This is a genomic window from Embleya sp. NPDC056575 (genome assembly GCF_042793325.1).
Classification (GTDB): domain Bacteria; phylum Actinomycetota; class Actinomycetes; order Streptomycetales; family Streptomycetaceae; genus Embleya.
This window is the reverse complement of the sequence record NZ_JBHTVA010000082.1, coordinates 19190-44105: the sequence shown is the minus strand read 5'-3', so window position 1 is coordinate 44105 and position 24916 is coordinate 19190. Positions and strand designations below refer to the sequence as shown.

The 24916-nt window shown below is 71.5% G+C and carries 20 protein-coding genes and 1 pseudogene; 14 read left to right on the top strand and 7 right to left on the bottom strand.

All coding sequences use genetic code 11. The features are described from left to right. Positions 1-200 (bottom strand): annotated as a pseudogene (locus ACFRCG_RS41210) (histidine kinase); the annotation flags it as partial. Between the two features lie 388 nt (positions 201-588). Between ACFRCG_RS41210 and ACFRCG_RS41205 the strand changes: the two are divergent. Together ACFRCG_RS41205 and ACFRCG_RS41200 are read left to right on the top strand one after the other, a co-directional pair. Beyond that, on the top strand, positions 589-1029 hold the full coding sequence (locus tag ACFRCG_RS41205; RefSeq protein WP_380041250.1) for an HPP family protein: 441 nt from the start codon (positions 589-591) through the stop codon (positions 1027-1029). Positions 1030-1097: 68 nt separating this feature from the next. Further along, on the top strand, positions 1098-1760 hold the full coding sequence (locus tag ACFRCG_RS41200; protein WP_380041248.1) for a response regulator: 663 nt from the start codon (positions 1098-1100) through the stop codon (positions 1758-1760). Between the two features lie 69 nt (positions 1761-1829). Here ACFRCG_RS41200 and ACFRCG_RS41195 read toward each other — a convergent pair whose 3' ends face one another. After that, positions 1830-2480 carry a CBS domain-containing protein gene (locus ACFRCG_RS41195; protein WP_380041246.1) on the bottom strand — a complete coding sequence of 217 codons (651 nt, stop codon included), beginning with the start codon at positions 2478-2480 and terminating at the stop codon, positions 1830-1832. Positions 2481-2933: 453 nt separating this feature from the next. Here ACFRCG_RS41195 and ACFRCG_RS41190 point away from each other — a divergent pair, with 453 nt between their 5' ends. From ACFRCG_RS41190 to ACFRCG_RS41165, 6 genes are all read left to right on the top strand, one after another. Then, positions 2934-3587 (top strand): hypothetical protein, encoded by a 654-nt coding sequence (locus ACFRCG_RS41190; protein WP_380041244.1) that lies wholly within the window; start codon positions 2934-2936, stop codon positions 3585-3587. A 128-nt stretch (positions 3588-3715) separates the two neighbouring features. Then, entirely contained in the window at positions 3716-4408 is a 693-nt protein-coding gene (locus ACFRCG_RS41185) for a pyridoxamine 5'-phosphate oxidase family protein (protein WP_380041242.1), read from the top strand. Between the two features lie 90 nt (positions 4409-4498). Then, complete coding sequence (locus ACFRCG_RS41180) at positions 4499-5614, top strand: acetate/propionate family kinase (protein WP_380041240.1); 1116 nt, start codon at positions 4499-4501, stop codon at positions 5612-5614. Positions 5615-5763: 149 nt separating this feature from the next. Next, a complete protein-coding gene (pflB, locus tag ACFRCG_RS41175) occupies positions 5764-8028 on the top strand; it encodes a formate C-acetyltransferase (RefSeq protein WP_380041238.1) in 2265 nt (754 codons plus the stop codon). Between the two features lie 5 nt (positions 8029-8033). Beyond that, positions 8034-8813 (top strand): pyruvate formate-lyase-activating protein, encoded by a 780-nt coding sequence (gene pflA / locus ACFRCG_RS41170; RefSeq protein ID WP_380041252.1) that lies wholly within the window; start codon positions 8034-8036, stop codon positions 8811-8813. Positions 8814-8852: 39 nt separating this feature from the next. After that, on the top strand, positions 8853-9707 hold the full coding sequence (locus ACFRCG_RS41165) for a universal stress protein (protein ID WP_380041236.1): 855 nt from the start codon (positions 8853-8855) through the stop codon (positions 9705-9707). A gap of 69 nt (positions 9708-9776) precedes the next feature. Here ACFRCG_RS41165 and ACFRCG_RS41160 read toward each other — a convergent pair whose 3' ends face one another. The 3 genes from ACFRCG_RS41160 to ACFRCG_RS41150 all read right to left on the bottom strand — a co-directional run bounded on the left by ACFRCG_RS41160 (position 9777) and on the right by ACFRCG_RS41150 (position 12057). Continuing rightward, complete coding sequence (locus ACFRCG_RS41160) at positions 9777-10685, bottom strand: universal stress protein (RefSeq protein ID WP_380041234.1); 909 nt, start codon at positions 10683-10685, stop codon at positions 9777-9779. 189 nt (positions 10686-10874) lie between these two features. Continuing rightward, a complete protein-coding gene (locus ACFRCG_RS41155; RefSeq protein WP_380041232.1) occupies positions 10875-11345 on the bottom strand; it encodes a Crp/Fnr family transcriptional regulator in 471 nt (156 codons plus the stop codon). 10 nt (positions 11346-11355) lie between these two features. Continuing rightward, positions 11356-12057, bottom strand: coding sequence for a CBS domain-containing protein (locus ACFRCG_RS41150; protein ID WP_380041230.1), 702 nt, complete (start codon positions 12055-12057; stop codon positions 11356-11358). A gap of 327 nt (positions 12058-12384) precedes the next feature. Here ACFRCG_RS41150 and ACFRCG_RS41145 point away from each other — a divergent pair, with 327 nt between their 5' ends. The 6 genes from ACFRCG_RS41145 (at position 12385) to ACFRCG_RS41120 (ending at position 19508) form a co-directional block, all read left to right on the top strand. Next, on the top strand, positions 12385-13842 hold the full coding sequence (locus tag ACFRCG_RS41145; RefSeq protein ID WP_380041228.1) for an APC family permease: 1458 nt from the start codon (positions 12385-12387) through the stop codon (positions 13840-13842). Between the two features lie 164 nt (positions 13843-14006). Next, positions 14007-14432: an STAS domain-containing protein gene (locus ACFRCG_RS41140; RefSeq protein WP_380041226.1), complete on the top strand. Its 426-nt coding sequence runs from the start codon at positions 14007-14009 to the stop codon at positions 14430-14432. A gap of 107 nt (positions 14433-14539) precedes the next feature. After that, the gene (locus ACFRCG_RS41135) at positions 14540-15289 is read left to right on the top strand and encodes a response regulator (RefSeq protein ID WP_380041224.1); all 750 of its coding nucleotides are present in this window, start codon (positions 14540-14542) and stop codon (positions 15287-15289) included. 240 nt (positions 15290-15529) lie between these two features. After that, entirely contained in the window at positions 15530-15889 is a 360-nt protein-coding gene (locus ACFRCG_RS41130) for a sensor histidine kinase (RefSeq protein WP_380041222.1), read from the top strand. Positions 15890-16080: 191 nt separating this feature from the next. Then, complete coding sequence (ppdK, locus tag ACFRCG_RS41125) at positions 16081-18783, top strand: pyruvate, phosphate dikinase (RefSeq protein ID WP_380041220.1); 2703 nt, start codon at positions 16081-16083, stop codon at positions 18781-18783. 56 nt (positions 18784-18839) lie between these two features. Then, positions 18840-19508, top strand: coding sequence for a helix-turn-helix domain-containing protein (locus ACFRCG_RS41120; protein ID WP_380041218.1), 669 nt, complete (start codon positions 18840-18842; stop codon positions 19506-19508). 180 nt (positions 19509-19688) lie between these two features. Here the strand turns inward: ACFRCG_RS41120 and adhE are convergent, their stop codons facing one another. Together adhE and ACFRCG_RS41110 are read right to left on the bottom strand one after the other, a co-directional pair. After that, positions 19689-22355, bottom strand: a complete 2667-nt coding sequence (gene adhE / locus ACFRCG_RS41115; RefSeq protein WP_380041216.1) for a bifunctional acetaldehyde-CoA/alcohol dehydrogenase — start codon at positions 22353-22355, stop codon at positions 19689-19691. Between the two features lie 112 nt (positions 22356-22467). Further along, positions 22468-24837 (bottom strand): phosphoketolase, encoded by a 2370-nt coding sequence (locus ACFRCG_RS41110; protein WP_380041214.1) that lies wholly within the window; start codon positions 24835-24837, stop codon positions 22468-22470. Between the last annotated feature and the right edge of the window lie 79 nt (positions 24838-24916).

The following is a 24916-nucleotide window of genomic DNA, read 5'->3' as shown; positions in this document are numbered from 1 at the left end:
TCGCCGATCACGCCGAGGGCGCCGTATTCGGCGTCGACCAGGGACACCGCCGACTCGACGATGCGGCGGAGCACGGTCTCCAGGTCCAGATCGCTACCCACGGACAGCACGGCCTCCAGCAGTCCGTTGACCCGGTCCCGGGTCGAACGCACCACCTCCACGTGCGCCTGGAGCTCGTCCAACAACTCGTCGAGACGCATCCGCGGCAATGCCGGTCGCTGATCCGACGCCACAACCCCTCCAGAGGATCGAAGACCGTCGAAACGGCTCTCGCGTCCATCGTGTCAAACCACGTCGCACGCGTCTCCTGTTCGCGGCATGGAAGAGTCGCGATTTCGGTCGACGACACCCCGAACAGGGCCGGTCGGCCCTGGCGAAGACCTCGTGACAGGGCCGGGAGACCCTGTGCGCACCGGCGGGGGCGGCGCAGGGTGGGGGTGTACCTCTCGTCGAGGAGGAACCCATGGACACGGCGGAGCGGACCGCGGACCACGTCCGGCATGACCTCACGGTCACCGTCGGTGCCGCGCCGGACGGCGAAGTCCGCAGCCCGATCCCAGTGGCCACACACGTGACAGGAGTAACGCCATGACCGAGACGACGCAGTCCATCCCGGAAACGAGTCCGCGCATTCCGACCGTGCGCGAGGTGATGCACGGCCCGGTGGTCTCGGTGGCTGCCGAGGACACGTTGTGGGCGGTGATGGACAACATGATCACCACTCGGCTGCACCACGTCGGCGTCGTCGACGGCGATCGGGCCCTGGGCCTGATCAGCGACCGCGACCTCGCCGCCGTCTGGACCCTGGACCCGCTGGGCCTCAAGCGGCACACCGCCGGACGCGTCGTCGCCGACACCGCAACGACCTTCGTCTCTCCCGACACCGACGTGGTGACGGCGGGCGAGCAGTTGCTCAGGCACCGCCGCGACGCGCTGCTCGTCGTCGAGGCGGGCGGCGCGGCGCTCGGGATTCTCACCGACCGTGACCTGCTGACCGTTCTCCTGGGGCTGCACCGCCCGATACGGTGACGGTGTGACAGGCACGGGCGTCCACGACGTCCGACAATGGAGTTACGTGTGATCTCGGGAGGAGGGCCGTGTCGACATCGCCCATCCGTGTGTTCCTGCTGGACGACCACGAGGTGGTTCGCAGGGGGCTGGCCGACCTGCTCGGTGGTGAACCCGACATCGAGGTCGTCGGCGAGTCGGGCTCGGCCGCCGAAGCGGCCCGGCGCATCCCGGCGCTGCGGCCGGACGTCGCGATTCTCGACGGGCGCCTGCCGGACGGCAGCGGTATCGACGTGTGCCGCGAGGTGCGTTCGCGCTTCCCCGAGATCAACGCGTTGATCCTGACCTCGTACGACGACGAGGACGCGCTGTTCGCGGCGATCATGGCCGGCGCGGCGGGATACGTGCTCAAGCAGATCCGCGGCCGGGACCTGATCGCCGCCGTGCGGGCGGTCGCCGCCGGACAGTCGCTGCTCGACCCGGCGGTGACCACGCGCGTCCTGGAACGCGTACGTCAGGGACCGGCCGCGGAGCCGGGGCCGACCGGGCTCAGCGAACGGGAACAACAGGTCCTGGAGCACATCGCCCAGGGGCAGACCAACCGCGAGATCGCCGAAAGCCTCGGCCTGGCGGAGAAGACGGTCAAGAACTACGTCTCGGCGGTCCTGAACAAACTCGGCCTCGAACGCCGCGTCCAGGCCGCCGTGTACATGACCGAGTTGCACCAGGGCAACGAGCGAAACCGGACCTGAGACCGGCGGTCGCGACGCGGGCACCCCGATGTCCCCCGGGCCGACGGCGACCCGAGGGACGTCGGTCGCTCAGTGTGTGGGCTTTTGAGCGAGACGGTGAGTGACCTTCTCGACGCCGTCGACGGCCGCGCACAGCCGTACCACGACGTCGACGAGGGTGGGATGGTCGATGTCGCCCGTGAGGTGTACGACGGCGTCGTGGACCTCGACCCCGATCGTGCCGGGATCCAGGCACAGCGCCTCGCCGAGGACCTCGCGCTCGATCTCCGCGCGGATCTCCGCGTCCGAGCGCACGAGGGCGCCCAGCAGGTCGCCTCGGCTGACGATGCCCACCAGCCGCCCGGACCGGTCCACCACCGGCAGGCGCTTGACGCGGTGGCGCTCCATCAGCCGCGCCGCCCACCGGGTACTCGAGGTCGGTGTCACGGTGATCACCGGGGTCGTCATCAGCCCCCGGGCGGTGAACCTTTCGTCGGATGTCGGCATGTCGAATCCCCGGCCCGGAACCCGCCCTCTCGGCGGGATCTCCGGGCCGGCCACGTGCGCGTGCAGCAGGTCTGCCTCCGAGACGATGCCCAGCAGCCGGTGGGCGTCGTCGACCACCGGAAGCGCACTGACCTGCCAGGCCTCCAGAACCCCCGCGATGTCGTGGAAGCGGGCTCCGGAGCCGACGGTGACCACGTCACGCGTCATGACGTCTTCGATCGTGCCGTGTGTCATGGCGTGCCTCCCGACGCGGGCGCTTGCGGAACGGGCTGCGCGGGGACGGTGTCGGCCCACGCCCGGATCTCGGCCATCGGGCCGACGCGCGCGTGCGGACCGCGCCCGCGCGGGCGCCCTCCGATGCGGTGGGCGATTGCCCGCGTGCTCCCGTGCGTGCTCGCGTGCGCGATGAGGACGTTCACGGTGTCACCTCCCTGGGACGTCCTCAGCCTGCGACCGCCGGCGCGAGCGGGACAGGGCCGCGCTGCCCGGTGACCAGGGCCGTTCGGCCCGGATGTACGCCCCCTTTCGGTTCACCACCCACCGCACGCCACCCGGAGTGGGCCGGCGTGCGGTGGCTCGGACGAGGGGTGCGCTCCGGCACTGACGAGCCATCTGCGGAGCGACCTTCGGCCCTTTCGCGGGTCGTGCGCCGGCGGGCAGGCTGTGCCGCGACCCAGGGGAGGGATCATGTGTCGACGGGGGCTGAAGATCGTGGTGACCGAGTCGCATACGGGCGGCTGCGGGCAGGTCGTGAGCGAGTTGACGGCGGCCGGGCACACGGTGTCACGCTGTCACGACGGACCGGCACCCGGTCCCGAAGCGCCGTGTGTGGCGTGGGCGGCGGGTGGTGAATGTCCGCTGCTCGCTCCGGATGTCGACGTCGTCGTGGATGTGCGTACCGGGGCGGGACCGCGGACGGCGCGTGAGCAGGGTGCGATGTGCGCGCTCGTGGCCGGTGTTCCGCTGGTGGTCTGCGGGCCCGTCGACGCCCTCGACGGGTCCGGGACGCTGTCGCGTGCGGACGTGGTGTGTGGGCGGGCGGATGTCGAGGCCGCCTGTCACCGCGCGTTCTCCCCGGTCGGGCCCACCGCGCACCGAGTGGTGGCGCGTGCGGTGTCCCGCGCGCTCGCCGGGGTGGCCGCGCCCGGCGACGTGCAGGTCGATCTGACGACGCGCGAGAGCGTGGTGTTGGCCGACATCACGGTCGGCGCCTCTCCGACGGCCACCGCGTTCCGTCGTGTCCGTGGCGCTGTTCGGATGGCCCTGGCCCCCTTCACGCCGGGCTGGCCGTACATCCCGGTGACGCTGTATCACCGCACACCGGGATCCCGGCGCGGGTGACCCGGTCGAATGTCCGGCAAGTCCCTTCGGGCCGATGGATTTCCGGGCGCACGGGTCCAACGGCCCTGCCGGACCCGTTCCCGATGCGGAACCGTCGGGGAGGCAACACCCCACCTACGGAGGCGCGGATGGACGACGAAACGGCGGGCACACACCACCCCGACCACCTTGTCCTGGCGGTCGGCGTACGGCGGCGGCGACGCGGCCTCGGGCTCACCGTGCGGCAACTCGCGCGCCGTACGGACCTGTCGGTGGACTGGCTCGAACACTTGGAGGAGGGGTCCGCGCCGGTGTCGTTCGCGGCGCTCACGGGTTTGGCGGCGGCACTGGGTACCAGCGCCGAACACCTGTTGCGCGGCATCGCGGAGGTACCACCCGCACCGGAACCGGCACCCGCGTCCCCTCCCGCGCCCGAGACCCGGGAGCTGGTCGTGATGACCGAGGAGGAGTGCCGGGCCCGACTGTTCCTGCACGACGTCGGGCGTGTTGCCCCGGCCTTGACCCGGGAACCGTTCGTGCTGCCGGTCGACTATTTGATGGACGGCACGGATGTGCTCTATCGCAGCGCGGTGGGTTCGCGGCCCGCCGATCTGGTCGGGCGGGTGGCCTTCGAGGTGGACGAGCTGATTCGGATCGCCCGGTTGGGGTGGAGCGTGCTCGTGATCGGCGACGCCGAGCCCGTGACCGATCCGGCCGAGACGGCCCGGTTGACGACGGCGGAGGCCCGTACCTGGTCCGAAGGCGTCCCGGAGGTGTGGACCCGGGTCCGTCCGAGGGATGTCACCGGTCGCAGGTTGCGTCCCCGGATGGGTGACGCCTGAACCCGTGCGAGTCTCGATTGCCGAGAGTGCGCCGCGGACGCGATCCCCGTGTCCGCGCATCGAATGCGGATCAATCGCGAGGGAGTACACATGACGAGCCCCGATCGAGTCCTTGTCGTCAACGCCGGGTCGTCGACGGTGAAGCTGTCGGTACTCGACGCGCACGACACCGTCGTGTGCGCGTCGACCATCGAGTGCCCCGACGTGATCCCGGACGGGGCGGTTACCGGATTTCTGCGCGATGCCGGACCCGTCGACGCCGTCGGACACCGGGTGGTGCACGGCGCGGCGGAGTTCACCGGTGCGACCCGGCTCGATCCGTCGGTGTTCGCGCGGATCGCCGGCCTCGCGCCGCTGGCGCCGCTGCATCAGGGGCGGGCGCTCGCGGGGATCGACGCGGTTCGTCGCGCGCTGCCGGGCGTGCCGGCGGTCGCCTGCTTCGACACCGCGTTCCACCGCACGCTGCCGGCGGAGGCGAGTACGTACGCCCTGCCGGAGGGCTGGCGCACGAAGTGGGGGCTGCGCCGGTACGGCTTCCACGGCCTGTCCCACGCGTACGCCGCCCGGCGTGCCCGCGAACTGGCGGGCGCGGACCCGGAGTCGGCGCGGGTGGTGAGTTGCCACCTGGGCGCGGGGGCCTCGCTGGCCGCCGTACGCGGCGGCGAGTCGGTCGACACGACCATGGGATTCACCCCGGCCGAGGGGTTGGTCATGGCGACCCGGGCGGGTGACGTCGACCCGGGCCTGATCCTGTGGCTCCAGCGCCAGGGCGTCACCGTGGAAGACCTCGAACAGGCGCTGGAACACGGCGGAGGCATGGCGGCGTTGGCCGGACACGGCGGGGACATGCGGGCCATCCGCGCCGCGGCCGAGGCCGGCGATCGGCGCGCCGCGATCGCCCGCCGGATCTACGCCTACCGACTCCGGACGAAGATCGCCGCCATGGCCGCCGCGATGGGCGGCTTGGACGTACTCGCCTTCACCGGCGGAGTCGGCGAACACGACGACGCCATCCGGGCCGACGCCGTTCGCGAACTCGCCTTCCTGGGCGTGCGCCTGGACCCGCGCGCCAACGCCGAGGCGCGCGGCGACGCCGACGTGGGCGCCGCGGGCGGCTCGGTCCGCACGCTCGTGGTCACCGCCCGCGAGGACGTCGAGATCGCCCACGAGACACGTTCACTCGTCGCCTCCGGAAAGGGCACGTGACGTCTCTCGGCGAACCGGCTCGACACCCCCCCAGGAGCCGGGCCGTTCGGCAGGGTCGGTCGGGCCGTCCGCCCCTGCCCGGCGCGGTGGGGGGCGGCCAGTGTGTGAGGTGTCGAGACCGAGTCGATCGAGTCCATCGAGAGGCCACCATGACGACCACCACCACATCCCCCTCGGATGTCGACCTCGCGCCCTGGCGCGACTTCCGCTCCGGGGCCTGGCAACACGGAGTCGACGTCCGCGACTTCATCCACACCAACCACATGCCCTACACCGGGGACGCGGACTTCCTGTGCGACGCCACCGCGCGCACACGCGCGGTGTGGGAGCGGGTGTCCGCGCTGTTCCCCGAGGAGCGCCGCAAGGGCGTGTTGGACGTGGACACCGCGACGCCGTCCACGATCACCTCGCACGCCCCCGGCTGGATCGACCGCGACCGGGAGTTGATCGTCGGCCTGCAGACCGACGCCCCGCTCAAGCGGGCGATCATGCCGGGCGGCGGGCTGCGCATGGTCGAGAGTGGCCTGCGCGCCTACGGCTACGAGATGGACCCGTTCGTGCGCGCGGTGTTCGGTACCTACCGCAAGACCCACAACGACGCCGTCTTCGACGCGTACACCCCCGAGATCCTGCGGGCCCGCCGAGCGGGTCTGATCACCGGGCTGCCGGACGCCTACGGCCGGGGGCGGATCATCGGCGACTACCGACGCGTGGCCCTGTACGGCGTGGACCGGCTGATCGAGGCCAAGCGGGCCGACCGCAGCGCCCTTGATCCGCTGCCCGCCGCCGCCGAGGTGATCCGGGATCGGGAGGAACTGGCCGAACAGGTGCGCGCCCTGGTCGAGTTGAAGGAGATGGCCGCGACCTACGGCTGCGACGTCGTCCGCCCCGCGGCCACCGCGCACGAGGCCGTGCAGTGGCTGTACCTGGCCTACCTGGCCGCGACCAAGGAGCAGAACGGCGCCGCGATGTCGCTCGGCCGCACCTCCACGTTCCTGGACGTCTACCTGGAGCGGGACCTGCGCGAGGGCCGCATCGACGAGAGCCGCGCCCAGGAGCTGATCGACGACTTCGTGATCAAGCTGCGGATCATCCGCTTCCTGCGCACCCCCGAGTACGACGCGCTGTTCTCCGGCGACCCCACCTGGGTCACCGAATCCCTCGGCGGCATCGGCACCGACGGGCGTCCGCTGGTCTCGCGCACCTCCTTCCGCTACCTGCGGACCCTGTACAACCTGGGGCCCGCGCCCGAGCCGAACCTGACCGTGCTGTGGTCGCCCGGGTTGCCGCCCGCCTTCAGGCGCTACTGCGCGCAGGTCTCGATCGACACCAGTTCGATCCAGTACGAATCCGACGACCTGATGCGCCCGCGCACCGGGGACGACACCGCGATCGCGTGCTGCGTGTCGGCGATGGCCGTGGGCAAGGACATGCAGTTCTTCGGCGCCCGGGTCAACCTCGCCAAGGCCCTGCTGTACGCGATCAACGGCGGCCGGGACGAGATCAGCGGCGAGCAGGTCGGCCCGAAGTCCCTTCCGCTGACCGGCGATCGGCTCGATCCGGCGGAGCTCGACGCGGCGTACGACCACGTCCTGGACTGGCTGGCGGGCGTCTATGTCGACGCGCTCAACATCATCCACCACATGCACGACAAGTACGCCTACGAGCGCCTGGAGATGGCGCTGCACGACCACCCCGTACACCGCACCATGGCTTGCGGCATCGCCGGACTCTCGGTGGTCGCGGACAGCCTCTCGGCGGTTCGGCATGCGGGAGTCGAGGTGATCCGCGACGCGGACACCGGCCTGGCCGTCGACTACCGCGTCCTGGGGGAGTATCCCGCGTTCGGCAACAACGACGACCGCGCCGATACGATCGCGGTCGGCCTGGTGCGCTCCTTCCTGACCAAACTGCGCCGCCACCCCACCTACCGGGACGCCGAGCACACGCTGTCGGTGCTGACCATCACCTCCAACGTGGTCTACGGCAAACACACCGGCAACACCCCCGACGGGCGCCGCGCCGGTACACCGTTCGCGCCCGGGGCCAACCCGATGAACGGCCGCGACCGGCACGGCATGGCCGCCTCCGCGCTGTCGGTCGCCAAGATCCCCTACGAGTCGGCCCGCGACGGCATCTCGCTGACCTCGACCGTGACCCCCGAGGGACTCGGCCACGATCCGAGCGAGCGCGCCGACAACCTGGTCGGCCTGCTCGACGGCTACTTCGCCTCCGGCGGCTTCCACATGAACGTCAACGTGCTCGACCGGGCGACGCTCACCGACGCCATGGCACACCCCGAGCGGTACCCGAACCTGACCATCCGCGTCTCCGGATACGCGGTCCGCTTCGTCCGCCTGACCCGCGAGCAGCAGCTCGACGTGATCGGCCGGACCTTCCACGAGGCCCGGTGAACACGGTGCGACCGATCCCGGGCCCGACCGTGCACGGCACCCACCCCCGCGACAACGGCGACATCGGGCTGGTGCACTCGTGGGACATGTCCACGGGCGTGGACGGGCCCGGGACCCGCTTCGTGCTGTTCGTGAACGGCTGCCCGCTGCGCTGCCTGTACTGCGCCAACCCGGACACCTGGCACCTGCGCGACGGCCGGCGCACGGACGTCGACGCGGTGATGGACGAGATCAAGGCATGCCGGGACTTCCTGCGCGCGAGCGGCGGGGGCGTCACGATCACCGGCGGCGAACCCCTGCTCCAGGCCCCGTTCGTCGAGGCGGTGTTGTGCCGCTGTCGCGAACTGGGCCTGCACACCGCGCTGGACACCTCCGGATACCTCGGGGCCCGCGCCGGCGATCGCCTGTTGTCCGCGACCGACCTCGTCCTGCTCGACATCAAGTCCTTCGATCCCGACGCCTACCGTCGACTCACCGGCCGCGAACTCGCGCCCACGCTCGTGTTCGCCCGGCGCCTGGCCGACCTGGGCATCCCGGTGTGGCTGCGCTTCGTGCTGGTCCCGGGACTGACCGAGGATCCCGCGATGATCGACGAACTCGCGGCGTTCGCAGCAGGGTTGGGCAACGTAGAACGCGTCGACGTGCTGCCCTTCCACAAACTCGGCGCCGCCAAGTACGACGACCTGGGCATCACCTTCCCCCTACGGGACACACCGCCGCCGACGACCGAACTCGTCGAGCGGGTGCGCGTGCGGTTCCGCGCGCACGGCCTCCGCGCCCACTGAGGGCGAGGCGTCATCCACTCGCGTGAACGGAGATGTGACATGGACCGGATACCGCTCGTCGTCGCGGCGACCGACGGTTCGCCCGGGGCGACCGACGCAGTGATCGAAGCCGCCGACGAAACCGCGCGCCGCGGCGCGGAGTTGGAGATCGTGTTCGTCTGGGAGGGATCGGCGCACGAGCGGTACGCCGGCTACCGCGAGGTGCTGAGCGACCACGTCGAACGGATCCGCCGGGAGGCCACGGACGTTGCCCGGTCGCGACAGCACGAGATCGGGATACGTTCGTCGGTCGTGCGCGACAGCCCCGTGGCGGGGCTGCTGGAGGTCGCCAAGCGAGCCGATCTGCTGGTCGTGGGAAGCCGCGGGCACGGTGCGTTCGCCGGGATCCTGCTCGGTTCGGTGAGTCTGGCCCTGGCCGGTCGGGCGCCCTGTCCCCTCCTTGTGGTCCGCACCCGGGTGGCGGCCGGGCGGCCCGTGGTGGTGGGCGTTGCCGACGAGGACAGCCGACCCGCGCTGGAGCGCGCCTTCGCCGAGGCCCGAGCACGTGAGGTGGGCCTGATCGTGGTGCACGCCTGGGATTTCCCCGATGTCCCGCGAGCGCTGCGAGAGCCACAGGGGGCCGAGACGCCCTATCACCGCGCCCAGGAGTTCGCGCGCCGGGTGCTCGCGACCGTGGTGTCGCCGCTGCGGGAGACCCACCCGCAGGTGGCGGTCGAGGAACGCGTCGTCCAGGGAGGTGCCGGCGCCGCACTCGTCGCGGCGTCGCGGGACGCGGGCCTGGTCGTCGTCGGGCGGCATCCCTCGCCGCACCACTTCGGACCCCGCCTTGGACACACGGCGATCGCCTTGCTGCACCACGCGCACGCGCCGCTCTTGGTCGTGCCATCGGACTGACACACCGAACACGTCGAGGCCGCCGGGCGGTTGAACGCCCGGCGGCCTCGACGTGTGCTGGGGGACGCCTCAATCGATGGGGATCAGCAGAACCGGAGCCTTGCTGTGATGCAGCAGGACATGGGCGACGTGGCCGAGGTTGGGGCCGAAGCGGCCGTGGCGGCGGTGGGCGGCCAGGACGATCAGATCGGCCTCGTCCGTGGCGGACAAAAGCGCGTGAGCGGGAACGTCACACACGACCTGCTCGGTGACGGACACCTCGGGATACTTGTCCACGAACGGAGCGAGAGCCGCGCCGAGCGTGGCCTCGGCGGCCTTGCGCCCTTCGTCGCCGGACCACAGCGGGGCCGCATAGGGCGCGGCCGGGGACACCGGCGGTGTCCAGGCGTGCAGCGCGCGCAACGGCACACCTCGTGCCTGGGCCGCCGCGAACGCGGCCTCGACGGCGGGGTGACAGTCGAAGTCGGAGACGCCCACCACGACGGTGCCCGGTTCGTCCGCCGGGGCGTTGCCGTGTCGTGCGTGGACGATGAGAACGGGGCAGCGCGACGAGGCCGCGACGGACAACGAGACCGAGCCCAGCAGCAGGCCCGCGAAGCCGCCCCGACCACGACTGCCGAGCACGACGAGTGCCGCGCGCTCGCAGGCCTCCTCCAAAGTGGGGATGGTCGGGGCGAGGGCGACCGTGGTGACGATCTCCAGTTCGGGTCGGCGTCGTCGGGCACGCTCGGCGGCGTCATCCACCAGAATCCACGCCTCCTGCCGTAACTGCGCCGCACGGTCCTCGTCGCCATCGGCCGGGACCCGGTCGACGACATGCATGACCTCCAGAGGCACGTGACGCAGCGCCGCCTCATCGGCGGCCCGATGCGTCGCGAGGTCCGAAATGGGCGAACCGTCCACGCCCACGACGACGTGACCGCGCACGGCCCCATCGTCGGTGGCGGCCGTTGCGCCGGTGGAAGAGTTGTCGTTCACGTCGAACTCCTGGAATCGAGTGTGGATGGAATATGGGTCGCCCCGCCGACCGCGGGATACGACAGGTGTACCGAAGCCGGCGGCCACCGGCAGGGCCGTTCGGCCCTTCGATCGGACGCGGTCCGCGTCGACGCCCTCCGGGCACGCCGCAGGCCCCGGCCACCGAAAGGTTCCGGAGCCTGCGCCCTCTCAGCCCTCCGCGGGGTCGTTGTTCGTCGAGTGCTGTGGCCCGTACAGGTCGAGCAGTCGCAGTCGGCTCGCCTGGAGGCGGCCGGCGATCACCTGCGCGCACGCGAGGGTGATCGCTCGGCCGAAGTCGGGATCGCGCTCGCATTCGGCCCGCACCGCGCCCGCGTCGAACTCCACGGCCCGGACGGTGCCGACGGCCCGGCCGCCCAGGTGCCACCGGTAGGGCGGGAACAGCCAGCTCCAGCCGACGAGTTCACCCGGTCCCAGCGTTTCGACGGTCGCCGCGGGCCCGCCGGGGACGTGCATGTCCAGGCAGACGGAGCCGCCTTCGACGAGCCAGAAGTCGCGGGCCGGTCGGTTCTCCTCGAACAGGCGGGTGCCCGGCTCGAACGTGACCGGCCGGCCGAACGCCAGGAGCCGATCCAGGTGTTGCTTGGGAATGAGGCCGATGCGGCCGGAGACGTGGAACACGGTGTTCTCCTCAACGGCCGGGCAGGCGGCGGCTGAAGTGCGCCGGTCCGGGCCTGATGTGGCTGTCGTCGAAGTCGAAGGTCAGGGTGTGGGTCACGCTCTCGACGCCGTCGACGGCACGACACAGCCGCAGCACGATGTCGATGAGGCTGCGGTTGTCGACCGCCCCGGACAGGAACACCACCGCGTCGCGCACGTCCACCACGATCGTGCCGGGCTCCAGCCACAGCGCCGTGCGCAATACGTCCTGCTCGATCTCGGCGCGGATCTCGCCGTCCGGGCGCAGGAAGGTGCGCAGCAGGTCGCAGCGGCTGACGATGCCGATCAGCCGACCGTCGGCGTCGACCACCGGGAGGCGCTTGATGTGGTGGCGATCCATCAGACGCGCGCCGCGCAGGGTGCCGGCGGCGGGTTCCACGCTCACCACGGGGGTGGTCATCAGCTCGTGCGCCGTGTGGCCCTCGCCCTTGGTGTGCCGGTTCGTCAGTCGGCGCAGGCCCGGCAGGAGGTGGGTGTCCTCGGCCTGCTCCACCTGGGCGCGCAGCAGGTCCGCCTCCGAGACGATGCCCAGGATCCGCCGTTCGTCGTCGACCACCGGCAGGGCGCTGATCCGCCGGGCGTGCAACGCGGCGACGATGTCGCGGAACTCGGTGTCGGGGCCGACGGTGACCACGTCACGGGTCATGACGTCCTCGATCCTGCGTTGCAACATGCGAACCCCCTGGTCGATATGCGGCGAGTCGCCGAGGCGTCGATGGCGACGTCTTCGGCCGGACACCACGAGCGTGTCGCCGATTCGGGTGCCGTGACAGGGCCGCGTTGCCCGGTGTACCGGGCCGTTCGGCCCGGTCCGGTCCGCGCCGCCGGCGTCGAGGTGCCGCCCGGCCGGGGCGGGGTGACCATCGGCGTTCGGGTCGGGACCTTCGGCACGGGCGCGCCGACACGGCGGCGGCCACGCTGCAAACGTTCGGCCGGAGCAGAACGTCCACGGCATCCCGCCCCGTTCGGTCGAACCCCATCGCGACGACGAGGACGCGCCATGCTCGGGAAAAGAACGACCACCGACCACCGCACAGCCGGGGAATCGGGTGCGCCCACCGAAGAAGCGGGCCGCTCCGGGTCGACGTTCGGCCTGCCCACCGCCACGGCCCTGGTGGTCGGCAGCATCATCGGCACCGGCGTGTTCGCGCTGCCGGCCGCGCTCGCGCCCTACGGTCCCATCTCCCTGGTCGCGTTCGCCATCGTCACCCTCGGCGCCCTGGCGCTCGCGGTCACGTTCGGGGGCTTGTCCCGGCGGGTTTCGGGCAGCGGCGGCCCCTACGTGTACGCCCGGGAGGCGTTCGGCGAGTTCGCCGGATTCCTCAACGCCTGGTCGTACTGGATCACCGCCTGGGCGGGCAACGCCGCGATCGTGGTGGCCTGGGTCGGCTACGTCGAGGTCTTCGTCAACACCGGTCACGACAAGTGGGTTTCGGTAGCCATCGCGCTGGCGGGCCTGTGGATCCCCGCGGCGATCAACCTGGCGGGCCTGCGCAGCATGGGCGCCTTCCAGGTCGTCACCACCGTGCTCAAGTTCGTCCCGTTGATCCTGATGGGCACCGTCGGCCTGCTCTTCCTCGACACCGACAACCTCGGCACCTTCAACGCCCACGGCGGGTCCCCGATGGGTGCGATCTCCGCCGCCGCGGCCATCGCGCTGTTCAGCTACATCGGGCTGGAGACCGTCTCGGTCGCCGCGGGCCGGGTCCGCGAACCCGGCCGCAACGTGCCGCGCGCCACCGTCTACGGCACCCTGGCCTGCGCGGCGGTGTACCTGCTCGGCACGCTCGCCGTCTTCGGCGCCGTCCCGCACGCCGAACTGGTCTCCTCCACGGCGCCGTTCACCGACGCGGCCGACAACATGGCGGGCGGCTCGTGGGCCGGCAACGCGGTCGCGGTGGCCGCGATCGTGTCGGGGATCGGCGCGTTGGGCGGCTGGACGATGATCTGCGCCGAGATGCCCTACGCCGCGGCCCGCGAGGGCCTGTTCCCCAAGGCGTTCGCCCGCAAGCGCGGCGACACCCCGGTCTTCGGCATCCTCGCCGCCACCGTCCTCGCCTCGCTGATCACGGTCGCCGCCTACACCAGCTTCGACAACGTCTTCACCAGCATCGTGCTCCTGAGCGTGCTGACCGCGGCGATCCCCTACCTGTTCTCCGCCGCCGCCCAGCTGTACTGGCTGCTCACGCACGCCCGCCAGGGGAGCCGGGGCCGCTTCGTCCGGGACGTGCTCGTGGCGGGCACCGCTCTGGCATTCTCCTACTGGTCGATCCAGGGCAGCGGCTACCAGACCGTCTATTACGGACTGTTCGCCGTGCTCCTCGGAATCCCCGTCTACATCCACCTCAAGCGCGGCCGCGGCGAGTACGGCGAGCAGGCGGCTGCCGCCTCCGTGACGTCCATCGAGCAGCCCGCCCCACCGCAGAGCCCCTCGAAGCCCCACGGACACGCCGCTTGACCACTGCGGCGGGCCGGCGCATGGGCCACACGTCGACGAGCCCGGACGGGACCTTCGGCCCCGTCCGGGAGCCGTCCGCCTCTGGGCACCCGGCCGGCACTTCCACTGAACTGATCGCGCAGCCGCGCCGGCGGAAACCGACAGCCCAGGAAGCGAGACGCACAGTGATCACCATCGCGACGACCCCGACCGGACACCGCGGTACGGCGTCTTCCGCCACTCACCTCACCGTGGAGGTGCGCGGTGAACTGGACCTGGACAGCGCGGCGAGCATCGAACCGAGCCTGGTCGCCCTCGCCCGAACCGGCCCCGACGAACTCCGGTTGGATCTGGGCGCGCTCGTGTTCTGCGACACCTCCGGCATCAACCTGTTCCTACGGCTTCGGCGCCAGTGCGCCCGCGCCCACACCACGCTGGTCCTGACCGGGGTCCACGGCCAACCCGCCCGTGTCATCCGCCTGGTGGGCCTCGACCGCACGATCGCCTGCCGTTTCGTGGGCTCGGCCGCGCCCCGCCGAGGCCCGATCGATCCCGCGGTCGTCCCCGCATCGTCCCCGGCGCCCGTGGGGGTGGGGGCCACCCGGCCCTGATGGTCCCGGGACCACCGGCCCTGTTCCGATGATCCCGCACGCCCCGAGACTGATCATCGCTTCGACCCGACCGGGCGAACGCGTCCGTCACCCTCGGGGAGCAGACCATGGAAACCGGGATCAGCACCGAAGCCGTCGCCGGAGCCCGCCCGCCCCGCCTCTCCGGCGCCACCCGCACGCTCGCGCCGACGGCGTCGAACGCGGATTCGCCCGCCACGATCAGAGTGTTCCTCCTCGACGACCACGAGATCGTCCGTCGCGGCCTGGCCGACCTGCTCGGCGCCGAGGCGGACATCGAGATCGTCGGCGAATCGGCGTCCGCCCTCGAAGCCATGCGACGAATACCCGCCCTCCGCCCCGACGTCGCCGTCCTGGACGGGCGGCTGCCCGACGGCAGCGGAGTCGACGTGTGCCGCGCGGTGCGGTCGTCCTTCCCCGAGATCAACGCGCTCATCCTGACCTCGTACGACGACGAGGACGCGCTGTTCTCCGCGATCATGGCCGGCGCCGCCGGATACGTCCTCAAACAGATCCGCGGCGCCGACCTGGTGCGCGCGGTCCGAGAGGTCGCCGCCGGTCGCTCGCTCCTGGATCCGGCGATCACCACGAAGGTCCTCGACCGCGTCCGCACCGGAACACGCGAGGACCCGCGCGTGGCGTCCCTCTCCGACCAGGAACGCCGGATCTTCGACCTGGTCGCCGAGGGCCTGACCAACCGCCAGATCGCCCAGCGCCTGCACCTGGCGGAGAAGACCGTCAAGAACTACGTCTCCACGATGCTGCACAAACTCGGCTTCGAACGCCGCGTCCAAGCCGCGGTCTTCGCCGGCACCCTGCCGCACCGCGCATCCGCCTGACCCGTCACGGGGTCGGGCCGGCCGGCGGTGCCGGATGGGCGTCCGCGACCGGAAGATGTGTGGCGAATCCACCGGTCGACCACCTCCGGTCGGCCGTGACGACTGCGAGCGCTTCGTAGCCGTGAAGGCGCTCGATCCACGCGCGCGCGGTGTCGCCCATCGCGAACGCGGCGGTCGCGTAGGCGCGGCGGTGGTCAGCCGGGACGGACAACCGGCCCCGAACATCACTGGGTCCTGGACGTGCCCGACGAGCCGGTGACGGTCACCGGTGACGAACAGCGCCTCCAGCGGGTGGTTGCCAACCTCCTCACCAACGCCCGGGTCCACACCCCGCCCGGAACCGAGGTGACGGTACGCCTCGGCGCCGACGCAACGCACGTCGAACCGGGTGTGTCGGACGACGGACCCGGCGTGCCGATCGCCGCCGGAGTGCACATCTTCGACCGCTTCACCCGCGCCGACCCCGGACGTTCGCGCGCCACCGGGTCGACCGGACTGGGCCCGGCCATCGTCAAGGCGGTCGTCGGCGCACACGGCGGAACCGTCGCGTTGACCGATCGGCGGGGGCGTACCGAGTTCCTGGTACGACTGCCCCGTTGACCGGCGCGACGGTTCCGACGGCCCTCTTCGTCGGGCCACTCGGCCCTATGACGGTCGTCCGCGCGTTGTGACGCTGGGGTGGTACGACAACGAATGGGGTTACACCAACCGCCTGCTCGACCTGACCGAGTACGTCGCCACCCGTCTGTGACCCGCCACGTCACACGACCTCGCAGGAAGGCCGGACGGCCATGACCACCGCGTACGTGTACGACTTCAGCGAAGGCTCCAGGGAACAGGCCGCGCTGCTCGGCGGCAAGGGCGCGAACCTCGCCGAGATGACCCGGCTCGGACTGCCGGTGCCGCCGGGGTTCACGATCGGCACGGACGCGTGCCGGGCCTTCCTGCGCACCGGGCGCCTGCCGGAGGGGCTGGAGGAGGAGATCGACGCCCACCTCGCCCGTCTGGAGCAGGCCATGGGGCGGCGACTGGGCGACGCCGACGACCCGCTGCTGGTGTCGGTGCGCTCGGGTGCGCGCTTCTCCATGCCCGGGATGATGGACACGATCCTCGACGTCGGACTCAACGACGCCTCGGTGCCGGGCCTGGCCAAGGCCACCGGCCGCGAGCGCTTCGCCCGGGACTCCTACCGGCGGCTGGTCCAGATGTACGGCGCCACCGTCCTCGGTATCGACGCCGTTCGCTTCGAGGACGTGTTGACCCGGCGCCGGCGAGAGGTCGGGGCCGGGGACGACCTGGGCCTGGATGCTCGTCAACTCGCGGAAACTGTCCGGGAGTTCCAGGGAATCATCCACGACGCGACCGGCGAGGAGTTTCCGCAGGATCCGCGAGAGCAGCTGCGGCGCGCGGTGGTGGCGGTGTTCGAGTCGTGGAACGGCGAACGCGCCGCGGTCTACCGTCGCCGCGAGCACATCCCGGACGACCTGGGCACCGCCGTGAACATCCAGGCCATGGTCTTCGGCAACCTGGGGCCCGACTCCGGCTCCGGCGTCGCGTTCACCCGCGACCCGGCTACCGGCCGCCCCGGCGTCTACGGCGACTACCTGCCCGACGCGCAGGGCGAGGACGTGGTCTCCGGCGTGCGCGACGCCCTCGCGCTCGACGAGTTGGAGCGCCTGGACCCGGATTCGTACGGCCGACTGCGCACGTACCTGGCCCTCCTGGAGGCGCACTACCGCGACCTGTGCGACGTCGAGTTCACTGTGGAGCGCGGCCGACTGTGGGTGTTGCAGACCCGGGTGGGCAAACGCACCCCCGAAGCCGCGTTCCGGATCGCCTGCGCGCTCGTGGACGAGGGCGTGATCACCTGGCCCGAGGCGCTGTCGCGGGTCGGCGCCGGGCAACTCGACCACCTCACCTTCCCGCGCTTCGACGCGGATCCCGACGCCCCGGCCCTCGCGCACGGCGTGCCGGCCTCGCCCGGAGCCGCGGTCGGCGCCGTCGTCTTCGACGTGGCCGAAGCGGTGCGCCGGGCCGGGGACGGCGAACACGTGGTGCTGGTCCGCCACGAGACCAGCCCCGACGACCTGCCCGGGATGATCGCCGCCGAAGCGGTCCTCACCGGCCGGGGCGGCAAGACCAGCCATGCGGCGGTGGTCGCCCGCGGCATGGGCAAGGTGTGCGTGTGCGGTGCCGCCGACCTCGACATCGACCCCGAACGGCGCCGATTCACCGCCGCCGACGGCACCGTGGTCGAGGAGGGCACCGTCGTCTCCGTCGACGGCACCGCTGGCACCGTGCACCTCGGCGCACTGCCGCTCGTCGCCTCCCCGGTCACCCACTACCTGGACACCGGAACCCGGTCGGACGGCGTCGTCGACGCCGTCGCCCGCTGCCTCGAACACGCCGACCGGATCCGCCGGATGGACGTCCTGGCCAACGCGGACACCCCCGAGGACGCGGCCCGCGCCCGCCGCTACGGAGCACACGGCATCGGCCTGTGCCGCACCGAACACATGTTCCTGGGCGATCGTCGCCGCCTGATCGAGGACGTGATCCTCGCCCGCACCGACGCCGACCGCGACACCGCCCTGGGAGCCCTTCTCCCGCTCCAACGCGACGACTTCATCGGCATCCTCGCCGCCATGGACGCACTGCCGGTCACCATCCGCCTGATCGACCCGCCCCTGCACGAATTCCTGCCCGACCACACCGAATCGGCCGTGCGCATCGCCCGCGCACACGCCCTCGGACACCGACCCGACCCACGCGACCTGCGCCTGTACGAGGCCGGCGAACTGCTCCACGAGGAGAACCCCATGCTGGGGCTGCGCGGGGTGCGCCTGGCGCTCGCCGTACCGGGCCTGATCGCCACCCAGGTCCGCGCGATCGCCGAGGCGGTCGTCGCCCGCGTGCGGGCCGGCGGCGATCCGCGCGCGGAGATCATGATCCCGCTCGTGGCCACCGCGGCGGAACTTCGCATCGCGCGCGCCGAGGTGGAACGGGTGCTCGCCGAGGTCCGCGAACGCACCGGAGTCGACGTGCGCTGCCCGATCGGCACCATGATCGAACTGCCCAGGGCCGCGCTGACCGCCGACGAGATCGCCCGCTCGGCCGACTTCTTCTCCTTCGGCACCAACGACCTGACCCAGACCACCTGGGGGTTGTCCCGCGACGACGCCGAGGCGTCCTTCCTCACCACCTACCTCGAACGCGGCATCCTGCCCGTCTCCCCGTTCGAGACCATCGACCGCGACGGCGTCGGCCGCCTGGTGTGCACCGGCGTCGACCTGGGCCGCGCCACCGAACCGAACCTGCGCATCGGCGTTTGCGGAGAACACGGCGGCGACCCCGACTCGATCCACTTCTTCGACGCGTGCGGCATCGACTACGTCTCCTGCTCGCCGTACCGCCTCCCCGGCGCCCGCCTGGAGGCCGCCCGAGCCGCGATCGAGCGGACCGAGCCCGGACACGCCCGACCCGACTCCGACTGAGCAACACCGAGGACCGTTCGCGTTGACACGACGGCCCCGTCGCGAAGGAGCATCCCATGGACAACGAGACGGCCGGCACCCGCCTTCCCGACATGGTCGACATACCCCGCAACATCCGCCGCCGGCGCGAGCAACTGGGCCTGACCCGGGCACAGGTCTGTGCCCGGGCCGGCCGGCCCCCGAAGTGGCTCGTGGAACTCGAGGCCGGAGACGCCCCGTTGTCCCGCGCCGCCCTCGGCGGCCTGGCCGTGGCGCTGAAAACCAGCGTCGCCGCCCTCATATCGGGTGCCTTCGATCCGCCGGAGCCCGCCGTACCCGACACCCGCAGCCTGATCACGATGAGCGAGAAGGAGTGCTACGCACGCCTGGCCGGCCACGAGGTCGGCCGGCTCGCCGGCGGCCTGGACCACACACCGTTCGTACTGCCCGTCAACTACGTGCTCGACGGAAGGGAGATCGTCTTCACCACCCGCCCCGACTCCCCGCTCGCGCACGTCCGGGGAACGACGGCCTTCGAGGTGGACGACGTGGACCGCTACGCCCGACTGGGCTGGAGCGTCCTGGTCATCGGCGTGGTCGAACCCGTCACCGACCCCGTCGAGATCGCCGGGCTCGCCGAAGCGGGCGGCGGCGCCTGGCCCGCCCGCCGCGGCGAACTGTGGTTCCGGATCCACCCGGGCCGCGTCACCGGACGCCGGCTGCGCCCGGGCCCGCCGCGACGGTGAACCGCGTCGCCGGGAACCGACCCCGGGGACGCCGTGAACGACCGACCGCCCGAGCCTGGACGTCAGGCTCGGGCGGTCGGGTGCGCCGGGTGAATGGCGCGTCGAATGTTCGACGAGCGCCGGAGCCGACCGGCCCACCCGGCAGGGCCGATCGACCCTGCCGAGTGCCGCCGACGTCGCCTACGACACGGGGGTCGGGGCCGTGCCGTAGTAGGCGTCGCGCATGAGGGTGGTCATGTCGTCGAGCATTGCCATCCGAGGGTTGGCCGGGGCGCATTGGTCCTCGTAGGCGTTGAGTGCCTGGCGGGGGAGTGCGTCCAGGAATGTCTTCTCGTCGATGCCCAGGGCCTGGAATGACGGTTCGATGCCGACACGTTCCCTGAGCCGTTCGACCGCGCCGGCCAGGGACCGTACGCCTTCGGCGGGGGTCGCGGCGGGGAGGTCGAGGGTCCGGGCGATGTCGGCGAAGCGCTCGGGCGCGCGGTAGTGCTCGTACTTGGGCCAGCCGGCGAGCTTGCCGGGAGGACCGCCGTTGTAGCGGATGACGTGCGGCAGCAGGACGGCGTTGGTGCGGCCGTGGGCCACGTGGAAGGTGGCGCCCAGGGTGTGGGACATGGCGTGGACGATGCCGAGGAAGGCGTTGCCGAAGGCCATGCCCGCGATGGTGCCGGCGTTGTGCATCTTCTCGCGCGCCTCGGGGTTGGCCCGCCGGTCGTTGACCGCGCGTTCGAGGTTGTCGAACACGAGCCGGATGGCGTGCAGCGCGAGGCCGTCGGTGAAGTCGTTGGCGTAGACCGAGACGTACGCCTCGATCGCGTGGGTGAGGGTGTCCATGCCGCTGTCGGCGGCCAGGGCGGGCGGCAGTTCCGCGGCGAGCAGCGGGTCGACTATGGCCACGCTCGGGGTGAGGGCGTAGTCGGCCAACGGGTACTTCTTGCCGGTCGCGGAGTCGGTGATCACGGCGAACGGGGTGACCTCGGCACCGGTGCCGGACGTGGTCGGTACGCACACCAGTCGGGCCTTTTCGCCCAGGACGGGGAAGCGGAAGGCGCGCTTGCGGATGTCGAGGAACTTCTGTCGCATGTCGGCGAAGTCGACGTCGGGCTGTTCGTACAGCAGCCACATGACCTTGGCCGCGTCCATGGGGGAGCCGCCGCCGAGGGCGAGGATGGTGTCGGGCCGGAAGGTGCGCATGAGGTCGGCGCCGCGCCGTACCGAGTCGATGCTGGGCTCGGGCAGCACGTCGTCGATGATCTGTATGGTGACCGGCAGCTCGCGCGAGTGCAGTACGTGCCGGACCCGGTCGACGTAGCCGAGGCGGGTCATGGTCGCGTCGGTGACGATGGTCACCCGGTGGACGTGCGGCATGTCGGCCAGGTAGCGGATCGCGTGGGGTTCGAAGTAGATCCTGGGCGGGATCTTGAACCACTGCATGTTGTTGCGGCGGGTGCTCACGCGCTTGACGTTCAACAGGTTGACGGCCGAGACGTTGTTGGAGGTCGAGGTGCCGCCCCAGGAGCCGCAGCCCAGGGTCAGCGAGGGCAGCAGGCCGGTGTAGATGCCGCCGATCGCGCCCTGGGAGGAGGGCGCGTTGACGATGATGCGGGCGGTCTTCATGTGGCGCCCGTAGTCCTCGGCGACGACGGGATCCTCGGTGTGCACGACGGCGCTGTGTCCCATGCCGTGGAAGGCGACCATGTCGGCGGCGAGCGCGAAGCCGTGTGCGCGCGAGTCGGCGCGCAGCACGGCCAGGACCGGGCACAACTTCTCGCGGGTCAGCGGCTCCTGCGGTCCCACCCGGTCGGCGCGGGCCAGGATCACGGTGGTGTCCGGGGGTACGGTGAAGCCCGCCTGGGCGGCGATCCACGCCGGGCTCTGCCCCACCGCCGCGGGATTGACCCGGGGTTCGCGGCCGGGGCCGGTGCCACCGCTCGCGCCGAAGAGGTAGGTCTCCAGCCTGGTCTTCTCGTCGTCGGTGGCCAAGTGGGCGCCCAGGGCGGCGAATCGGGACAGGGCCGCGTCGTGGATGTCGGTGTGCAGCACGACGGCCTGCTCGGAGGCGCAGATCATGCCGTTGTCGAACGCCTTGGACAACACCACGTCGTTGACCGCGCGGCGCAGGTCCACGTCGCGGTCGATGTAGGCGGGTACGTTGCCGGCGCCCACGCCCAGGGCCGGCTTGCCCGCGGAATAGGCGGCCTTGACCATGCCCTCCCCGCCGGTCGCCAGGATCAGTGCGACCCCGGGGTGCCGCATCAGCGCGGTGGTCGCCTCGATCGAGGGCGTCTCGATCCACTGCACGCAGTGCTCGGGCGCGCCGGCGGCCACGGCCGCGTCACGCACCACCCGGGCGGCCGAGGCGCTGCAGCGCTGGGCGGAGGGGTGGAAGGCGAACACGACCGGGTTGCGGCTCTTGAGAGCGATCAACGCCTTGAAGATCACGGTGGCCGTCGGGTTGGTCACCGGGGTGACCGCGCATACGACCCCGACGGGTTCGGCGACCTCGACCATGCCGGTGATCTCGTCCCGGGCCACCACGCCGACGGTCTTGAGGTCGCGCATGCTGTCGGTGGTGTACTCGCAGGCGAACATGTTCTTCGCCGCCTTGTCCTCGAAGACGCCCCGCCCGGTCTCGTCCACCGCCTCGCGGGCCAGTCGGGTGTGCTGGTCCAGGGCGGCGACGGACGCCTTCTTGACGATGTGGTCGATCTGCTCCTGGGTGAACGCGTCGTAGGCGGCCAGGGCTTTGGCGGCGTCGGCGACGAGGGTGTCCACCGCGGCGCCGATGTCGGATGGACCGGGGTCCGCGGTGGGGGCGGGTAAGGCGGTGGCGGCGCGGCTGCTCATGGCGGGGTTTCTCCTCGGTCTCGGTGCGGGGCGGCTCATGGAGGGGCCCGCGAAGTGTCCGGTCGCGCGACCCGGTTCGGGTGGTGCGGTCACTTCGCGGGCCCGGTTCGACTCAGTGCCGCGGCGTGCGGATGTCCGTCGGCCAGGTCCAGTCGCGTACCTCCGGCATGTCCTCGCCGTGTTCGAGGATCCAGGCGTGGTGTCGGGTGCGGGCGTCGACCATGCTCTGGCGTACCGTCGCGGCGCGGGTGCCCAGGCCGGGGACGCGGTCGATGACGTCGATCACCCGCTGGTAGCGGTCCATGTCGTTGAGGACGACCATGTCGAACGGGGTCGTCGTGGTGCCGTACTCCTTGTAGCCGCGCACGTGCAGGTGGGCGTGGTTGTGCCGGCGGTAGGCGAGGCGGTGGATCAGCCACGGGTAGCCGTGGTAGGCGAAGATGACCGGGACGTCGGTGCCGAACAACGCGTCGTATTCCCGGTCGGGCATGCCGTGCGGATGTTCCGTCTCGGGAACCAGCCGCATCAGGTCGACCACGTTGACCACGCGCACGCGCAGGTCCGGCAGGTGCCGGCGGATCAGGTCGACGGCGGCGAGGGTTTCCAGGGTGGGCACGTCGCCGGCGCAGGCCAGGACCACCTCGGGGTCGCCGTCGTCGTTGGAGGCCCACTCCCAGATCCCGGCGCCGCGCGTGCAGTGCAGGACCGCCTCGTCCATGGTCAGCCAGTCGGGGGTCGGCGTCTTGCCGGCGACGATCACGTTGACCAGGCCGCGGCTGCGCAGGGCGTGATCGCCCACCGACAGAAGGGTGTTGGTGTCCGGGGGCAGGTAGACGCGGACGACCTCAGGGCGCTTGTTGATGACGTTGTCGACGAAGCCGGGGTCCTGGTGGGAGAAGCCGTTCTGGTCCTGGCGCCAGACGTGGGAGGTGAGCAGGTAGTTGAGCGAGGCGATGGGTGGGCGCCAGTCGATCTCGCGGCAGGCGTGCAGCCACTTGGCGTGCTGGTTGAACATCGAGGACACGATGTGGGTGAACGCCTCGTAGCAGGAGAACACGCCGTGTCGGCCGGTGAGGAGGTAGCCCTCCAGCATGCCCTGGCAGGTGTGTTCGGACAGGATCTCCACCACGCGCCCGTCCGGGGCCAGGTGGGTGTCGAGGTCGGTGATCGGCTCCTGCCAGGCCTTGGCGGTGGCGCGGTAGACGGCGCCGAGGCGGTTGGACTCGGTCTCGTCCGGGCCGAACAGGCGGAAATCGCGGCGAGTTGCCGTCCGGGCGAAGACCTCGCGCAGGAACTCGCCCAGCGCGCGGGTGGGTTCGGAGGAGGACGCGCCGGGCTCGGAGACCTTGACCGCGAAGTCGTGCAGGTCCGGCAGCGGCAACTCGCGCAGCAGGGCGCCGCCGTTGGCCTCGGGCACCGCACCGAGTCGGGTGTCGCCGGCGGGGACGTTGGCGAGCACGATCGGGGTGGGGTGTCCGTCGGCGTCGAAGAGTTCGTCGGGGCGGTAGGACCGCATCCACGCGTCGAGCAGGGCCAGGTGCTCCGGGTTCTCGCGCACGCCCGCCAGCGGGACCTGGTGCGAGCGCCAGGTGCCCTCGACGGGCGTCTCGTCGACGGTGTGCGGGCCGGTCCAGCCCTTGGGGGTGCGCAGCACGAGCATCGGCCATCGGGGGCGGGTGTTCGCGGTCGCCTTCAGGTGCGCGATCTCGTCGAGGGCCTCTTCCAGCGCGGCGGCGAACTCGGCGTGTACGCGGGCGGGTTCGTCGCCCTCGATGTGGATGGGGCGCCAGCCGTACCCGGTGAGCAGCGCGTCGAGTTCGGCGCGCGGCATGCGGGCGAGCAGTGTCGGGTTGGCGATCTTCCAGCCGTTGAGGTGCAGGATCGGCAGGACCGTGCCGTCGGTGCGGGGGCTGAGGAACTTGTTCCCGTGCCACGACGCGGCCAGCGGCCCGGTCTCGGCCTCGCCGTCGCCGATCACGCACGCGACGACCAGGTCGGGGTTGTCGAAGGCGGCGCCGAACGCGTGCGAGAGGCTGTATCCGAGTTCGCCGCCCTCGTGGATCGAGCCGGGTACGCCCGGGGCGATGTGGCTGGGCACGCCGCCGGGCTGGGAGAACTGCCGGAACAGGGTGGCCATGCCGGCCGCGTCCCGGGGGACGTTCGGGTGGCGCTCGCTGTACGTGCCGTCCAGCCACGACGCGGCGAGCGCGGAGGGGCCGCCGTGTCCGGGGCCGGTCACGTGGATGGCGTGGGTGCCGCGTTCGCGGATCACCCGGTTCAGGTGCGCGTAGATCAGGTTCAGACCGGGCGAGGTGCCCCAGTGCCCGAGCAGCCGCGGCTTGATGTGCCCGGGCCGCAACGGCTCGGCGAGCAGCGGATTCTCGCGCAGATAGATCTGTCCCACGGCGAGATAGTTCGCCGCCCGCCACCACGCGTCGACCATCGTCAGATCCGGTGCCTCGGGAGTCGTGGCCATCGTCATCGTTTGTCCTCTCGTCTGTCGCCGTGGTTTCGCTCTGCCCACACGCTCGCGCTTCATCCCATGTCGGGTGAAGGGCCGA

Bases quoted from the DNA above. Each gene is read 5' to 3' on its own strand.
- ACFRCG_RS41205 (WP_380041250.1), top strand. From the start codon at position 589: ATGACCGAGACGACGCAGTCCATCCCGGAAACGAGTCCGCGCATTCCG.
- ACFRCG_RS41195 (WP_380041246.1), bottom strand. From the start codon at position 2,480: ATGACACACGGCACGATCGAAGACGTCATGACGCGTGACGTGGTCACC.
- ACFRCG_RS41190 (WP_380041244.1), top strand. From the start codon at position 2,934: ATGTGTCGACGGGGGCTGAAGATCGTGGTGACCGAGTCGCATACGGGC.
- ACFRCG_RS41185 (WP_380041242.1), top strand. From the start codon at position 3,716: ATGGACGACGAAACGGCGGGCACACACCACCCCGACCACCTTGTCCTG.
- ACFRCG_RS41180 (WP_380041240.1), top strand. From the start codon at position 4,499: ATGACGAGCCCCGATCGAGTCCTTGTCGTCAACGCCGGGTCGTCGACG.
- pflB (WP_380041238.1), top strand. From the start codon at position 5,764: ATGACGACCACCACCACATCCCCCTCGGATGTCGACCTCGCGCCCTGG.
- ACFRCG_RS41165 (WP_380041236.1), top strand. From the start codon at position 8,853: ATGGACCGGATACCGCTCGTCGTCGCGGCGACCGACGGTTCGCCCGGG.
- ACFRCG_RS41150 (WP_380041230.1), bottom strand. From the start codon at position 12,057: ATGTTGCAACGCAGGATCGAGGACGTCATGACCCGTGACGTGGTCACC.
- ACFRCG_RS41145 (WP_380041228.1), top strand. From the start codon at position 12,385: ATGCTCGGGAAAAGAACGACCACCGACCACCGCACAGCCGGGGAATCG.
- ACFRCG_RS41135 (WP_380041224.1), top strand. From the start codon at position 14,540: ATGGAAACCGGGATCAGCACCGAAGCCGTCGCCGGAGCCCGCCCGCCC.
- ppdK (WP_380041220.1), top strand. From the start codon at position 16,081: ATGACCACCGCGTACGTGTACGACTTCAGCGAAGGCTCCAGGGAACAG.
- ACFRCG_RS41120 (WP_380041218.1), top strand. From the start codon at position 18,840: ATGGACAACGAGACGGCCGGCACCCGCCTTCCCGACATGGTCGACATA.
- adhE (WP_380041216.1), bottom strand. From the start codon at position 22,355: ATGAGCAGCCGCGCCGCCACCGCCTTACCCGCCCCCACCGCGGACCCC.
- ACFRCG_RS41110 (WP_380041214.1), bottom strand. From the start codon at position 24,837: ATGACGATGGCCACGACTCCCGAGGCACCGGATCTGACGATGGTCGAC.